The sequence below is a fragment of the Streptomyces sp. NPDC059582 genome, from assembly GCF_042735715.1.
GTDB lineage: Bacteria > Actinomycetota > Actinomycetes > Streptomycetales > Streptomycetaceae > Streptomyces.
This window is the reverse complement of record NZ_JBHWCC010000047.1, coordinates 1-15,208: the sequence shown is the minus strand read 5'-3', so window position 1 is coordinate 15,208 and position 15,208 is coordinate 1. Positions and strand designations below refer to the sequence as shown.

The window sequence follows — 15,208 nt, the reverse complement described above, 5'->3', positions numbered from 1 at the left end:
CCGCCCTGCAGGGCGGCCCGGAGACGGGTCCGCATCATGACCACGACCGTCGATCGCGGTGTGGCACAGGCGCTTGTTCATCCCCTCCCGCCGCGTTTTTCCCTTACTCCGAAGTCCTCCCTCAACGGTCTACTGGACGGCGCCTGGTGGCCGTACTCGCGCGACCTCGCAGCCGAGCTTCCGCCCCTGGTCGAAGAGATGGATGGCCGCCTAGGACGCATCACACGCGTCATGGTGAACCCCACCCACTGGCCCGTCGTCCCGCACAAGGTTCCCGCCACCGGGCACACCGTGCATGTCGGATGGTTCACCGAACAGGATCCCGACAAGGTGATCCTGCTCTCCTACACCGCCGGCCGCTGCGACCTGCTGGTGGTTCCGCCCGACACCGAACCCGCCGCAGCCGCCCGGCTCATGGCTGCCGCCGCCGTCCCCGGCAGCGTACTCACCGCCGGTGTGCTGATGTCCGACGAAGCCGCGACCGGCCGCCGCATGCGGGACGCGCGAAGCAGCGAGGACGCCTGGGAGACCGACGGTGGAGCCGCCCTGCCGTCCCTCCGGCACCCGGTCGTCGGGGCACGGATGATCCCCCTGCCGGGGTGCATGCGGAGATGACGACATGGAGAGCTGGATCGCCCTCGCCTCGGGCGCCCTCCTGCTCGCGCTCGGTATGCGCCTGACACACCGGCTCAACGCCCAGCACGACGCACGCATCGCGGCCTACCAGTTCAGCGCCCCCTACCCGGCCATCGCCCGTCCACCCGGCCACAGCCACGACACGAAAGGACGCGGTCATGGCGACTCTCCGCGAGCGACAGGTCTACCGCGAGCGGGTCCTGACCGCCCTGTACGAAGCGACCGAAGGCAACCGCCTCCTCGGAGTCCCTGGGCGGAAGCTGCGGAACGACCTGCGCATCCCGGAAGAGGATCTGGCCGCCGCATGCACGTACCTGGCCGGCGAGGGCCTGATCACCGTCGACTGGGAACCGGGCAACACGCCCGCGATGGTCTCCCTCACCCACCAGGGAATCCGCCGCATGGAGGCCGAAGAGGAAGAGCAAGGCTGAATTCCTCCCTTGGGTGATGCCAACCTGTTCTTCCGCTCCCGTCAGGCCGCGCGTGGATGGCGCCTGCGGACCGACTCCTGCACGAGCCAGGACGTCAGATGCGGGCGAACTCCTCGGTCTGGTGGACGAACTGCCACCACCCTCGCCCAGCCGGGCCGCGTCACGATCCTGAGCGGTGACGGCGGAGGGAAGGCGCAGCGGGACACGGCGGCACGGCAGTCCGCAGCCGTATGGCGCCAGGGCCGCCACGGAACGCGACGGTGAAGAACGCCGACGATTCGGAGCCCGCCCCAGTCGACGTCGCCGTGGGCCCGGGGCGTCGGCGGCCGCGGCCGCGGCGAGAACGGTCGGGTTCTCGCAGCTTCATGGGGCACGGCCCAGGCGTCGCGCGAGGCATCGGCCCAGGCGTACTGCGCCGCTCGGGCGCCGGCCCTGATGGCCTCGCCGTCGCCGTCGAAGCGTTCATCGGCCCCGTCACCCCGCTCGCCCAGGCCCAGCACGAGGAGGAGGGACTTGGGAGCGGGCGCACGCCCCCCTCGACGAGCTCACCGCGCCAGTCCCTCCGCCGGTGGACTGGGGTGCCCGGGTCGACCGCGTCCAGTCGTACGGTCAGAGACCTGCCGCCACCGGGGGCTCGGGCGAGAAGTCGTTCGACCGCCGCCCGCTGGGCCGGAGTGGGATCGGCCAGGGACACGGAACCGGTCAGGGGTTGCCCGGTCACCAGACGTCGGCGCGCGGAGCCGGCGACCGCCCCGCGGACCGCGCTCGGATGTGTTCCGGCGGCGAAGGAGACGTCCCCGCCGCCGGAGGGCACCGGCGGCGGGGACGTCTCGGGTGTATGCCGGAGCGCCGACGGGGTCAGCTCGTCAGCAGGGTGAAGTCGTGAACCGTCGTAGCTCCCTTCTTGATCTTCACCGTGACCGCGAGCGGCTGGTAGCCGTCCTTGGCCGCGATGACCTGGAGCGGGTTGTTGCGGGCGTCCAGCCACAGTGCGTAGCTGCCGTCCGCGGCGGTCTTGAGCGTGTAGTGCGTGGCCCAGGTGGAGACCTGCACGGTCGCGCCGGCGATCGGGGTGCCGCCGGTCGCCGTCACCGTGCCGGCGATCTTGCCCCAGGTGGCGGGCGGTTTCACGGTCAGTGCGACGCCGACCGGGTCGAGCCGGTAGGGGGTGTCGCTGCGCGGGATCAGCGAGGCGGTGTAGGTACCGGGCTGGGTGATCTCGGGCACGGAGGCGTCGAGCGTGATCGTGACCGTTGTGGAGGCTCCCGGCTGGACGGTGACCTTGTTCGCGGTCTCGGTCAGCCAGGTGACGTCGGCGGCTTGCTCCTGGTCGTAGCCGGGCAGGACCTCGGAGGTCTTGACCGGAGTGCCCTGGCCGGTGAGACCGCCGATCGCGTAGAAGCCCAGGGCGCCGCCGCCGCGGTAAACGGAGGTGTTGGCGTTGGGCAGGGCGGTCCAGGTGTTCTCGTTCGGCTCGTAGGCCCAGACCTGGTTGGTCAGCGCGGTGCCGTTGCCGACCGAGCCGCCCCGGATCAGCAGCAGGCCGTTGGCCGAGGCGTAGGACGCGCCCCAGGCGTCGGTCGGCTGGTCCGCCACCGGCGACCAGGTGTCGGTGGCGGGGTCGTACACGTAGGCGTGCTTGGTGGTCACGTGCTGGGCCTCGCCGCCGGAGCAGTAGAGCTTGTCCGCGATGGCGCCGCAGGACTCCCAGGACACGGGCTGCGGGTAGGGGGCCGCCATCGACCAGGTGTCGGTGTCCGGGTCGTAGACGGAGACGTCCGTGGAACCGCAGCCGATGGTGAAGCAGCCGCCGACGGAGTACAGCTTGCCGTCGAGTACCGCGCTGCCCGCGCCGGCGTACGGCTTGGGCATGCCGGCGCCCGTGCTCCAGGTGTTGGTGGCGATGTCGTAGATCTCCAGCTTGCCGTCCGGGCTGCCGGCGGAGCCCCAGCCACCCGCCGCGTAGATCTTGCCGTCGATGACGCCGTGGACCGGGGCGTCGCGGGGGTCGGCGGCGGCGGCGAGCTTGGTCCAGCTGCCGTTGTACGCGTACAGGTCCTTGGTGCCGTGGCCTCCGGTGGAGCCGAACGCGGAGTAGACGGTGCCCTGGTAGGTGTCGACCGCGTTGTCGCCGGTGGCCGTGGGCAGGTCGGCGACGGGCTGCCAGGCGGTGCCCGGGGTGCCCATGGCGCGATCCGTCGCGTGGGTCTGGCCGGACCTGGATGCGGCTGCGGACGAGGTGAGCCGCAGGGGCGAGTAGGAGCCCTTGACCAGGTGCAGGGGGGCGCCCGCCTGCTGCCGCGACGCGGCTGCCCGCTGTACGGTGAATCCTCCGGTCTTCTCGGTGAGGTCGAGGGTGGCCGGCGCGGTGCCGTCGTTGGTGACGGTCACGGTCTGGCCGGCGCTCTTGCCCCAGGCCACGTTCTTGGCGATGGACGCCGGCGTCAGTTTGAGCCGGCCGGCCTTGAGCGGGAGGTCGTGCTTGACAGTGGCATCCGGGGTGATGTTCACGGTGGCGGTGGCCGTGGTGTAGCGGGACAGCACGGCGGCTACCGGGTGATTGCCCGTCAGGTGCGAGAACATCCAGTAGAAGCCGTCACCGACCTGCGGGTCGTCGGGCGTGGCCGTGCTGGTGGTGTGGTCTCCGGGTGCTGGTGCGTCGGTGCTGGTGACGGTGGCGCCGTTGACGCCCGCGCGGGTGTTGGCGTCCGTCACGTGGCCGACGAGGAGTGCGCCGGGCACCGGGTCGTAGGTGCGCTGCCCGAGGAAGACGTCGTCGAGCTGCCACCACATCCCCCAGTCACTGGTGGTGTAGTGGAAGCGCACCCGGACGTCGCTCTTGCCCGCATAGGCGTCGAGCGGCAGTTCGATGTGAGCCGGACCGGGTACCCAGAGCGAGCTCTTCTCCCACAGCGTTGTCCAGGTGGTGCCGCCGTCGGACGAGACGTCCACGTCCGCCGTGTTGCCCGCCCAGCCGGCGTAGTCGGTGTCGAAGGCCAGGATGGGGGTGGTCGCCGAGGTGAGATCGTGCGACGGCGAGACCAGCGAGGAGTTCTGCACCTGGATGCCGCTGAAGTCGCTGTCCACGATCGCGAAGCCGCCGCTGCCTCCGGTGCGGTTGTCGCGGCTGCCCGGGTTGTCGAAGGCCCAGCCGCCGTCGGTGCCGTCGGCGTTGGCCACGCTCCAGCCGTCGGTGGGCCCGGTGGTGGAGTCGAAGGCCTCGGTCGGCCCGTGCAGGTGCACGGCGTAGCCCGGGGCCCGGGCGGCGTCCGAGTCCACGGGTACGGCGATGTTCAGCTTCTTGTCGGCGGTCGCGACCTGAACGGTCTTGTCGACCGCCCGGTAGCCGGGGTAGTTGGCGGTGACGTGCAGGGTGTACGAGGCACCCTGCGGGAGCCGCAGGGAGTAGGCGCCGGTGGCGGGGTCGGTGAAGACCGGTCCGCCGGGCACACGGTCGGCGGTGATCTTCGCGTAGAGCGGCCAGCCGTGGCCGGAGCCGTCCGTGACCTTGCCGGAGATCTTCTGTGTGGGCAGGGCGTCGAGGCTGAAGGACTCGGCGACGGTCCCGCCGTCGGCCAGGACGACGCTGCCGACACGGCCGGTGGCGTAGCCGTACACGCTCGCGGTCATGTCGTAGGTGCCGGCCGGGATGTCCAGCCGGTACGCGCCGGACGCGTTCGAGATGGCGGTGTTGTCACCCGCCTTGACGGTCACTCCGGCGATCGGGCTGCCGGTGGCACGGTCGGTGACCGTGCCGCTGATCACGCCGTGCGGGCCGGTGCGGAAGGCGTTGATACCGCGGGGGGTGCCGAGCCCGGTGGGTCCGTCGTAGCCGGGGCCCGCGGTGCACAACAGCGTCGGGGCGCAGGTGCCGTTGCTGCCGGTGGTCACGTCGTTGAGCGAGCCGGCCTGGGCGTACGGGTAGGCGTTGGGGTACGTTCCCGCGGCCGGGGTGCCGGCGTCCGCGTAGGCGCCGGCGATGAGCGGGGCGGATGCGCTCGTTCCGCCGAACACCGACCAGCCGTTGCCGCCGTAGGTCTGGTAGACCGAGACGCCGGTCGCCGGGTCGGCGACCGCGGAGACGTCGGCGACGGTGCGGTTCGCGCACGCGGTGTCGGTCTGGAACGCGGGCTTGGGCTCGTAGAGCGAGCAGCCGGAACCGGGGCCGCCGCCGCTGGGGCCGTGCCACACCGACTCGCTCCAGCCGCGACTGGTACCGGAGTTCCTGGTCAGCGCGGTACCGCCGACGGAAGTGACGTACTGAGAGGCCGCCGGATAGGAGACGCCGTAACTGCTGTCACCGGAGGACGCGACGACCGCCACGCCGGGGTGGTTGTAGTAGGGGTCCATGGCGGTGAGTTCCGACGGGTCCTCGCCGCTGCCCGGCGTGCTGTCGTAGAAGGTGCCGTAGGAGTTGGAGACGTACTTCGCGCCGAGCGCGACCGCCTGGTCGACCGCGGCACCGAGGTCGGCGAAGCCGGGGCTGTCCGCCTCGATGAGCAGTATGTGGGCGTTGGGGGCGGCGGCGGACACCATGTCCACGTCGAGGGATATCTCGCCGGCCCATCCCGGGTCGGCGGTCGGGTAGTTCGTGCCGCCGCGCTGGTCGACCTTGGTGAAGCAGCCATTGGCCGTGGTGCACGCGGGCAGACCGTACTGCTGGCGGTAGACCGCCAGGTCGGCCTCGACGGTCGGGGCGTCGAAGGCGTCCACGATCGCGACGGTCTGGCCGGCGCCGCCGTCGGCGGGCAGCGCGTAGGCGCTCTGCAGATCGGCGGCGCCGAAGCCGGCCGGGGTGGCGGAGAGCGGCTGCACACCCCTGCGAGCGGCCACGTCGGTGCGGCGCATCGCCATGCAGGCGAACTGCCCGGGTTCGGGGTCACCGCACTGCCGGACGGCTGTGGCCGCGGCCTTGGCGGAGGGCGCGGCAACCGCCGTTGCTGCGGTGGGCAGTTGGAGTCCGACGACGGCGAGCGCTGCCGACATGAGGCCGGCGACTGCGGCGGCGGCTCGCCCCGCACGTCCACCGCTCTGTCTGAGACGGGCTGTACGCAAGGAGTTTCTCCTGGAGCGGAGGTGGTCGGGGGATGACGGCGTCCTCGCCCGATCGCGGGCCGATCAAGACCGCTGGCGTATTCAATTGCCGCACCCGCATCAGTCGGAACCCCCGGTGGCTGTCGCAAAGGTGACATGGCGTCTGCCCGACAGACTCGGCTTTCCCGCCGTTCGGAACGGCAGTGGCCCCGGCGTCCCAGGTGTGGGGGTTCAAGGGGTGTGCCGGCCGATGTCGGCCGACGATGCCGGTCGGGGGGAGCAGGTGCGCGCGTGCTTGTGTCCGCTGCTGAGCCTGCCCCAAGGGGATCTCCACGCCGGGTATGGGTGTCGTCGGTGCGGGCGGCGTGCGTCAGCGCCCGTTGAGCGCCTTGTGGATGGTCCACCGGTGTCCGGACCCTGCCGGCATCCGCCCCTGAGCCCGCGGGCGTGGGGAGCGGTTCGGTGGTGGGCAGGGGTATCGCCCTGCCGTCCCCAGGGGGTGGGATGGCCGCGGGCCCACGACACTCACCCCGCCAGTTCCGCCGGCCGCGGACGCCGACCTCGCACATGTCGGATGGCATCCCTCCGACTGGGCGCGCGTCATGCTCCACCGAGGATGCAAAACCGTCGTGTCCTGCGACACCTGCCACGACCGCATCCACTCAGAACGGCCGGCCAGACCACTCACGCAGTGGTCACTGGAGTGCTGTATGACCGGGAAGCCGTCATGCGCGGTTCGGCGGGCGGACGCGCGGAACAGGACTCGTCCCTACGACGAACACCTCGCCGGGCGGCCGGCCCGACGAGCCGGCTGATGCGCTCGCGCCGCCTGGTGCGTTACTACGAGACGCTGCCGCCATGCACGAGGCCATGGTGCTGTGGTCGATGACCATGCTCATGAACGGCCGCCTGGCCTGACGCCGCCCAGCCGCTTTCAGCCGGCCGGTCTCGCGAGTGCGGTGAACACCCCCGGCCGCACCTACTGTGCCCCCCACTCCACCAGGCGTTTCGCCGTCGACCGCAGCCCTCCGACCCTCGCCGGAACGCCTGAAGGCCCAGGGCCGCGGCCAGTTGCCGGCAGCGCATGCGCTGCCGGCCCGCTTGCGTCTCGAGCGCCGACACGATGGCCTGCCGGCCCCGTCCGGACAGTGGCCTGATGGTCCATCAGAACGGGCGTCGAGCAAGCGTCACGGCCTCCTGGGAGACGCCCTGTCACCAACACGGCCCACCGCTGTGCGCCTCACCCGTCGTCCCGGGAAGCAGCAGGTCAGTCAGTCCCCGAGGGAGTAGTCGAAGGCCCTGGCGCCATCCACATGATTGCTGTGCGGAAACAGGCGGAGATGCAGCCCGACAAGCCTCTCCCCCGACAGACCCGCGGGTCAGAGCCCCTTCGTGGCCGGCTCCAGGATCGCCACGCACTCCACGTGATGCGTCATCGGAAAGAGATCGAACGCCCGCAGCGTCCGCACCTTGTACCCGCCGTCGCGGAAGTACCCGAGGTCGCGCGCCAGTGCCGCCGGGTCGCAGGCCACGTACGCGATGCGGCGCGCGCCCAGGGACGACAGGTGTTCGACCGTCTTCTTGCCGGCGCCCGCGCGCGGCGGGTCGAGGACGATGAGGTCGACCTCCGTGATGCCGGTGCGCGGGAGGACGGATTCGACCTTGCCCTGTTCGATGCGGACGCGGTCGAAGGCGGCGAGGTTGTGGCGGGCGTCCTCGACCGCGCGCTTGCCGGACTCGATGCCCAGCACCGCGCCCTGGTCGCCGAGGCGGTCGGCGAGGGCGCCGGCGAAGAGGCCGACGCCGCAGTACAGGTCGAGCGCCATCTCGCCCTTGCGCGGCAGCAGGCCCTGCATGACGGCCTTGACCAGGGTGTCGGCGGCCATCGGGTGGACCTGCCAGAAGCCGCCGCTGCCGACGCGGTAGGTGCGGCCGTCGGCGCGCTCGCGGACGAACGCGCGGCCGTGGACGCGGTGGATGCCGCCGTCCTTCTCCTCGACACGCATGACGGAGACGGGCTTGTCGAGCTCGACGAGGGGCAGCCGGGCGCCGGGGCGGGGCTCCAGGATCACCATGCGGTCCTGGGAGCCCGTCGCGGCGATCGCCTCGACGGAGGCCATGCCGGCCCAGTCGCGCTCCTCGATGCCCAGTTCGTCGACGCCCGGCGCCGCGATCATGCAGTGCTCGATCGGCTCGACCTCGTGCGAGCGGTGGCGGCGCAGTCCGGCGTTGCCGTCGGCGTCCACCGCGTACTGCACGCGCGTGCGCCACTGCGGCACCTGGCCGGCGGGCAGCTTGTCGCCCTCGGCGGGCATCACCGTGCCGTCCCAGCCGGCCTCCTCGGGCGTGAGGCCCGCGAGCCGCTGGAGCTGCTCGGCGATGACCTCGCCCTTGAGGCGGCGCTGGGCGCCGGGCTTGGCGTGCTGCCAGTCGCAGCCGCCGCAGCGGCCGGGGCCGGCGTAGGGACAGGGTGCCTCGACCCGGTCCTTGGCGGCCTCCAGCACCTCCACCGCGTCCGCGCGCAGGAAGCGGGCCCCCTCCTCGCCCTCGGTCACCCGGGCCACGACCCGCTCGCCGGGCAGCGCGTGCCGGACGAACAGCACCTGGCCGGCGTCCGTGCGGGCGATGCAGTGACCGCCATGGGCGACGGGGCCGATCTCGACCTCGTACTCCTCCCCCACCAGCGATTTCTTCGGTTCTGCCTGCATGGCGGGGTGACTCCACAACATCGAGAGAGGTACGGCCGGACAACAGCCCACCAGTCTACGTGGGTGTCGTCCGGCCGTTCACCACATGACGACGGGCGGTATTACTTCTTGGCGGTCGACGACTCCTTGGACGACTCCTTCGGCCGCTCCTGCGCCGGACCGCGTCGCACCGCGCCCGGAGCGCTCCACTCCTGCCGCTTGCGGGCCCGGTTGCGCGCCGCCTCGGAGGACTCCAGCTGGTACGGCACCGAGGTCACCATCACGCCCGGCGTGAACAGCAGGCGGCCCTTGAGCCGGAGCGCGCTCTGGTTGTGCAGCAGGTGCTCGTACCAGTGGCCGACCACGTACTCGGGGATGATCACGGAGACCACGTCGCGTGGGGACTCCTTGCGCAGGCCCTTGACGTACTCGATTATCGGCCGCGTGATCTCGCGGTACGGCGAGTCGAGCACCTTCAGAGGCACGTCTATGCCGCGCCGCTCCCACTCCTCCCGCAGGGCCCTCGTCTCCGCCGGGTCGACGTTGACGGTGAGCGCCTCCAGGGTGTCCGAGCGCATCAGCTTGGCGTACGCCAGGGCGCGCAGCGTGGGCCGGTGGATCTTGGAGATCAGGACGACCGAGTGCACCCGGGACGGCCGTACGCTGTCGTCGTTCGGGCCCTCGGGAGCCGCGATCTCCTCGGCGACCCGGTCGTAGTGGCGGCGGATCGCCGTCATCGTCACGTAGAAGATGCACATGCCGAGCAGCGCGACCCAGGCACCGTGCGTGAACTTGGTGACCAGGACCACGACCAGGACCAGGCCGGTGAAGAAGGCGCCGAAGGTGTTGATGGCGCGCGAGCGGACCATGTGGCGGCGCTTGGCGGGGTCCCGCTCGGTGGCCAGGTGCCGGTTCCAGTGCCGGACCATGCCGGTCTGGCTGAGCGTGAAGGACACGAACACACCGACGATGTAGAGCTGGATCAGCCGGGTGGAGTCGGCGCCGTAGATCACGACCAGGAGGGTCGCCGCGCCGGCCAGCAGCACGATGCCGTTGGAGAAGGTCAGGCGGTCGCCGCGAGTGTGCAGCTGGCGCGGGAGGTAGCGGTCCTGGGCGAGGATCGAGCCGAGCAGCGGGAAGCCGTTGTACGCGGTGTTCGCGGCCAGGAACAGGACCAGGGCGGTCGCCGCGGCCAGCACGACGAACAGGAAGCTGTCCTTGCCGAACACGGCCTCGGCGACCTGGGAGATCACCGGGTTCTGGACGTAGCCGGAGCCGACGGGGGTGCCGTTGTGCAGGAGGTCGGCGGCCGGGTTCTCGGCCATGCGGACCTTGGTCGTCATGGCCAGCCCGATGATGCCGCAGAACATGGTGACCGCGAGCAGACCCATCATCGCCAGCGTGGTCGCCGCGTTCTTCGACTTGGGCTTGCGGAAGGCGGGGACGCCGTTGGAGATCGCCTCGACGCCGGTGAGCGCGGCACAGCCGGAGGAGAAGGCGCGCAGCATGAGGAAGACGAGCGCGAAGCCGGCGAGGCCCTGGTGCTCGGCCTTGATGTGGTACGCCGCCGTGGGCGCCCGCATGGTGTCGTCGAGGACGAGACCGCGGAACGCGCCCCAGGCGATCATGATGAAGACGCCGCCGACGAAGACGTAGGTCGGGATCGCGAAGAGCTTGCCCGACTCCTTCACGCCACGCAGGTTCATCAGGGTCAGCAGCACGATCACGGCGACCGCGCAGGACACCTTGTGCTCGACGACGAAGGGGATGGCGGAGCCGAGGTTCTCGATGCCGGAGGCGATCGACACGGCGACGGTGAGGACGTAGTCCACGAGCAGCGCGCTGGCGACCGTGAGGCCCGCCCGGGGCCCCAGGTTGGTGGTCGCCACCTCGTAGTCGCCGCCGCCGCTCGGGTAGGCGTGGACGTTCTGCCGGTAGGAGGCGACCACGGTGAACATCAGCACCACGACCGCGACGGCGATCCAGGGGCTGAAGTGGTACGCCGACACGCCCGCGATGGACAGGACCAGCAGTACCTCTCCGGGCGCGTACGCGACGGAGGACAGCGGGTCGGAGGCGAAGACGGGGAGGGCGATGCGCTTCGGCAGGAGCGTTTCTCCGAGCCGATCACTGCGCAAGGCGCGCCCGATCAGAATCCGTTTGGGCACGTCGGTCAGTTTGGACACAACAGAGCATCGTAGGCCTTCGAACAGAAGCTCGCCCACCTGCCACCCCAGTTCTGCCTCACGAGTGAAATCGGGGCCGCTGTGGGCAACGGATTCCGCAGGTGGCGCGGCCACCGTGCCTAGATGTCTGCACCCCCGCCGTCGCCGCCCTCGGAGGTTCCATGTCCATGACCGCAGAGCTGATCGGCGCCGCCGTGACCCTTGTCGGCCTCGGAATCCTGACCCTGCGCAGCGTGCGCAGCATCACGCGTCGCTGACCCGCGCCGCCCGCCGCCCGCCGCCGACCGCCGTCGCCCTGCTTCGCGCGCCCCAGACTCCGGTGATCGTGCACGGGGGTGCCCAGCGCACACCGCGCGTGTGTAGCTTGGGCGGCGGTCTGAGACCCTGTTCAGGCCAAGTCAACAAACCTTGACCACCTCGGAAGGACGGTCGTGCACATCGTCATCATGGGCTGCGGCAGAGTGGGCTCCGCTCTCGCGCAGACCTTGGAGCAACAGGGGCATACGGTCGCCGTGATCGACCAGGACCCCACCGCCTTCCGACGACTGGGCTCCTCTTTCGGCGGCCGTAGGGTCACCGGCGTCGGCTTCGACCAGGACACCCTGCGCGAAGCCGGCATCGAGGAGGCCGGCGCCTTCGCAGCCGTGTCCAGCGGCGACAACTCGAACATCATCGCGGCCCGCGTGGCCCGTGAGATGTTCGGCATCGAGAACGTCGCGGCCCGCATCTACGACCCCCGTCGTGCCGAGGTCTACCAGCGTCTGGGCATCCCGACGGTCGCCACCGTCCGCTGGACGGCCGACCAGATGCTGCGCCGTCTGCTGCCGTCCGGCGCCGAGCCGCTCTGGCGCGATCCCACCGGCGGTGTGCAGCTCGCCGAGGTGCACGCCTCCAGCGCCTGGGTGGGCCACCGGATCAGTGAGCTCCAGGAGGAGACGGGCGTCCGTGTGGCGTTCCTGACCCGGCTCGGCGAGGCGATGCTGCCCACCTCGCTGACCGTGCTGCAAGAGGGCGACCTGGTGCACGTGATGATGCGCACCGACGACGTCGAGAAGGTCGAGGCGGCGTTCGCCGAGGGCCCGAAGGAGGGCGGGCACTGATGAGGGTCGCCATTGCCGGTGCCGGTGCGGTCGGCCGTTCGATCGCGGGCGAGCTGCTGGAGAACGGTCACGAGGTCCTGCTCATCGACAAGGCGCCGACCGCCATCTCGGTCGAGCGCGTCCCGCAGGCGGAGTGGCTGCTCGCCGACGCCTGCGAGATCACGTCCCTGGACGAGGCGGCGCTCCAGCGCTGCAACGTCGTGATCGCCGCGACGGGTGACGACAAGGTCAACCTGGTCGTCTCGCTCCTGGCCAAGACGGAGTACGGCGTTCCGCGCGTCGTCGCCCGGGTCAACAACCCGAAGAACGAGTGGCTCTTCAACGAGTCGTGGGGCGTGGACGTGGCCGTCTCCACCCCGCGTCTGATGTCGGCCCTGGTCGAGGAGGCGGTGAGCGTCGGCGATCTGGTCAGGCTGCTGCGCTTCAGCCACGGCGACGCCAACCTCGTCGAGCTGACCCTGCCGGAGGAGTCGGCCCTGGCCGGCACTCAGGTCGGCGATGTGGAGTGGCCCGAGGACACCTCCCTGGTCACCATCATCCGCGGTACCCGCGTCCTCACCCCGTCCCAGGAGGACTCCCTGGAGGCGGGAGACGAACTGCTGTTCGTGGCCGCGCAGGCCCGTGAGGAGCAGCTGGAGGACCTGCTGTCGGTGCGCCGCGAGGACACCTCGAGCTAGTCGCCCTGACCCCTGGCCCCTAGGGGTACGACGAGGGGGCGCCCGGAGATTCCCGGGCGCCCCCTTCGCGTGCTTGTGGTGCCGGGCGGCCGCGTACCTGTCGGTGCCCGACGGCCGCGTACCTGTCGGCGCCCAGCGGTCGCGCGCACGCCGGTCGCGTGCCGGCCGGCGCCGATGCCTTCCGGCGCCTACCGGCGGTGGCGTCCGCCCGTCGTCTCGTCGTGCTCCTCCGCGGCCAGGGCGGCCTTCCGCTCCTCCTCGGCCTTCTCCTCGGCCTCCATCTCGGCGAAGACGTCGATCGGCGCGGGCGCCTTCGCGAGGACGAGCCAGGTGATCCAGACCGCGAGCAGGAACGGCGGGATCTTCAGCGCGATCAGGACCCAGCCGAGCTGGGCGGTGTCGGCCCACCAGTACAGCGGGAAGAGGATCGCGCACTTGGCGAGCAGGATCAGGCCCCAGGCCCAGCTGGCCTTGGCGTACGCCTTCTTGCGGCCCGGGTTACGGGTGCGCCAGGAGAGGTTCTCCTTGAAGACCGGGCCGAGGATCAGGCCGATCAACGGCACGCCGCACAGCGTGCTGATGATGTACGCCAGGGCCAGTCCCAGCGTGTAGAGCATGCCGGGCAGGTAGAAGTCCTTGGCGTTGCCCGTCATCATCGCGAACACGACACCGAAGGCGACGCCGAAGACACCGCTGAAGGCGTGCTTGACGGTGTCCTTCATGACGAGCCGGACCACGACCAGGACGAGCGAGACGGCCAGTGCGGCGATCGCCGACCAGTGCAGGTCCTTGTTGATCGTGAAGATGGTGACGAAGAGCAGGCCGGGCAGCACCGTCTCGACCATGCCCCGCACCCCGCCGAACGCCTCGAAGAGCGCGGCCTCCGTCACCGCCCGGGCGTCGTCCTGCTGGGTGTCCTGGGTCGGCTTGTCGAGCGACGTCACCGGCTACTCCCGTCCGAGGGGTCTCAGTTCGTACTTGGGATTGAACAGCACCCGGCGGCCCCGGCTCATCGAGATCCGGCCGGACGCGAGCAGTTTGCGCCCCGGTTCTATGCCCACGATGGAGCGCCTGCCGAGCCACACCACGTCCAGCGCGGCGGAGCCGTCGAAGAGCTCGGCCTCCAGGGCCGGGACTCCCGCGCGCGGCCGCAGGGTGACCGTGCGCAAGGTACCAGTAACCGTCACGATCTGTCGGTCGTGGCAGTCACCGATCCGCACGCAGCCGGCGGTCTCGGCGTCCTCACGCAGCTCCTCGGACTCCAGGTCCTCCTGCGACGAGGAGAGCCGGTCGAGCATGCGCCGGAACCGGCCCACCGGCTTTTCGGAACGAGGAACAGCACTCATGTCTGAAGCGTACCGGGGTGCACTGTCGGCAACGTACCCATGGTGCGGGCGCTCGAACCGGGGGCGGCACCGGGGCCGCGCCAGGGCCGCTCGGGCTGCCGCCTCACCGCTCGGCCGGTTCCCGGTCCCGCACTCGGTCGGGCCGCTCGGCCGGTTCCCGGTCCCGCACTCGGTCGGGCCGCCCGCCCGCCCCTGCGTCAGACCGCCCGCCCACCGCTCACTTCTCGAACCGGTATCCCATTCCGGGCTCGGTGATGAAGTGCTTCGGGTGCGAGGGGTCCGTCTCCAGTTTCCGGCGCAGCTGGGCCATGTACACCCGCAGGTAGTTCGTCTCGGTCCCGTAGGAGGGGCCCCACACCTCCTGGAGCAGCTGCTTCTGGCTGACCAGCCGGCCGGTGTTGCGCACCAGCACCTCCAGCAGATGCCACTCCGTGGGCGTCAGGCGTACGTCCCTGCCGTCCCGGTTGACCTTCTTCGCGGCCAGGTCGACGGTGAACCCCTCCGTCTCCACCAGCACCTCGTCCTCGCCGGCCCCGGTGGGCTCGGCCCGGCGGACGGCGGCCCGCAGCCGGGCCAGCAGCTCGTCCATGCCGAAGGGCTTGGTGACGTAGTCGTCGGCGCCCGCGTCGAGCGCCTCGACCTTCTCGTCGGAGGAGTGCCGCGCGGACAGCACCAGGATCGGCACCCGGGTCCAGCCGCGCAGCCCTCTGATCACCTCGACGCCGTCCATGTCGGGCAGGCCCAGGTCGAGGACGACGACGTCCGGGTGACGGGCCGCGGCGAGCTGGAGCGCGGAGGCCCCGTCGTGGGCCGCGTCGACCTCGTACTTACGGGCCTTGAGGTTGATCACGAGGGCGCGCACGATCTGCGGCTCGTCGTCGATCACGAGCACCCGGGTCATAGGACCTGCCTTTGCGGTTGTGCGGGGTGGAGAAGCTCAGGGCGCGATCCTGCCGCGCGCAGGCTGAGAACCATGGTGAGGCCGCCGCCGGGCGTGTCCTCGGCGTCGAGGGTGGCGCCCATCGCCTCGGCGAAGCCGCGTGCGACCGCGAGGCCGAGGCCGACACCGGCCCCGCGCGGAGCGTCACCGTAACGCTGGAACGGTTCGAAG

At 70.9% G+C, this 15,208-nt stretch carries 12 protein-coding genes; 4 read left to right on the top strand and 8 right to left on the bottom strand.

Annotation, left to right across the window (positions count from 1 at the left end):
• Positions 1-36: 36 nt before the first annotated feature.
• Together ACFV0T_RS31630 and ACFV0T_RS31625 are read left to right on the top strand one after the other, a co-directional pair.
• Entirely contained in the window at positions 37-615 is a 579-nt protein-coding gene (locus ACFV0T_RS31630) for a DUF5994 family protein (protein WP_385786581.1), read from the top strand.
• A 179-nt stretch (positions 616-794) separates the two neighbouring features.
• The gene (locus tag ACFV0T_RS31625) at positions 795-1,067 is read left to right on the top strand and encodes a hypothetical protein (RefSeq protein WP_385786578.1); all 273 of its coding nucleotides are present in this window, start codon (positions 795-797) and stop codon (positions 1,065-1,067) included.
• A gap of 41 nt (positions 1,068-1,108) precedes the next feature.
• Here ACFV0T_RS31625 and ACFV0T_RS31620 read toward each other — a convergent pair whose 3' ends face one another.
• The 4 genes from ACFV0T_RS31620 to ACFV0T_RS31605 all read right to left on the bottom strand — a co-directional run bounded on the left by ACFV0T_RS31620 (position 1,109) and on the right by ACFV0T_RS31605 (position 10,974).
• Positions 1,109-1,441, bottom strand: coding sequence for a DUF2399 domain-containing protein (locus ACFV0T_RS31620; protein WP_385786718.1), 333 nt, complete (start codon positions 1,439-1,441; stop codon positions 1,109-1,111).
• A 484-nt stretch (positions 1,442-1,925) separates the two neighbouring features.
• A complete protein-coding gene (locus ACFV0T_RS31615) occupies positions 1,926-6,053 on the bottom strand; it encodes a carboxypeptidase regulatory-like domain-containing protein (RefSeq protein ID WP_385786575.1) in 4,128 nt (1,375 codons plus the stop codon).
• Positions 6,054-7,480: 1,427 nt separating this feature from the next.
• A complete protein-coding gene (locus ACFV0T_RS31610; protein ID WP_385786573.1) occupies positions 7,481-8,809 on the bottom strand; it encodes a class I SAM-dependent RNA methyltransferase in 1,329 nt (442 codons plus the stop codon).
• 101 nt (positions 8,810-8,910) lie between these two features.
• Complete coding sequence (locus ACFV0T_RS31605; protein WP_385786571.1) at positions 8,911-10,974, bottom strand: APC family permease; 2,064 nt, start codon at positions 10,972-10,974, stop codon at positions 8,911-8,913.
• Positions 10,975-11,405: 431 nt separating this feature from the next.
• Here ACFV0T_RS31605 and ACFV0T_RS31600 point away from each other — a divergent pair, with 431 nt between their 5' ends.
• A complete protein-coding gene (locus ACFV0T_RS31600) occupies positions 11,406-12,074 on the top strand; it encodes a potassium channel family protein (protein ID WP_385786568.1) in 669 nt (222 codons plus the stop codon).
• Positions 12,074-12,751: a potassium channel family protein gene (locus tag ACFV0T_RS31595; protein WP_385786565.1), complete on the top strand. Its 678-nt coding sequence runs from the start codon at positions 12,074-12,076 to the stop codon at positions 12,749-12,751. Before ACFV0T_RS31600 ends, ACFV0T_RS31595 begins: the two co-directional genes overlap by 1 nt.
• Positions 12,752-12,939: 188 nt before the next feature.
• Here ACFV0T_RS31595 and ACFV0T_RS31590 read toward each other — a convergent pair whose 3' ends face one another.
• The 4 genes from ACFV0T_RS31590 to ACFV0T_RS31575 all read right to left on the bottom strand — a co-directional run.
• Entirely contained in the window at positions 12,940-13,695 is a 756-nt protein-coding gene (locus ACFV0T_RS31590) for a DUF3159 domain-containing protein (protein ID WP_385786562.1), read from the bottom strand.
• A gap of 3 nt (positions 13,696-13,698) precedes the next feature.
• Entirely contained in the window at positions 13,699-14,097 is a 399-nt protein-coding gene (locus ACFV0T_RS31585) for an OB-fold nucleic acid binding domain-containing protein (protein WP_385786559.1), read from the bottom strand.
• A 217-nt stretch (positions 14,098-14,314) separates the two neighbouring features.
• Positions 14,315-14,998, bottom strand: coding sequence for a response regulator (locus ACFV0T_RS31580; RefSeq protein ID WP_385786556.1), 684 nt, complete (start codon positions 14,996-14,998; stop codon positions 14,315-14,317).
• Positions 14,995-15,208 (bottom strand): ATP-binding protein (locus tag ACFV0T_RS31575; RefSeq protein ID WP_385786554.1); only part of this gene is annotated, 214 nt, incomplete at its 5' end. The genes ACFV0T_RS31575 and ACFV0T_RS31580, both read right to left, overlap by 4 nt.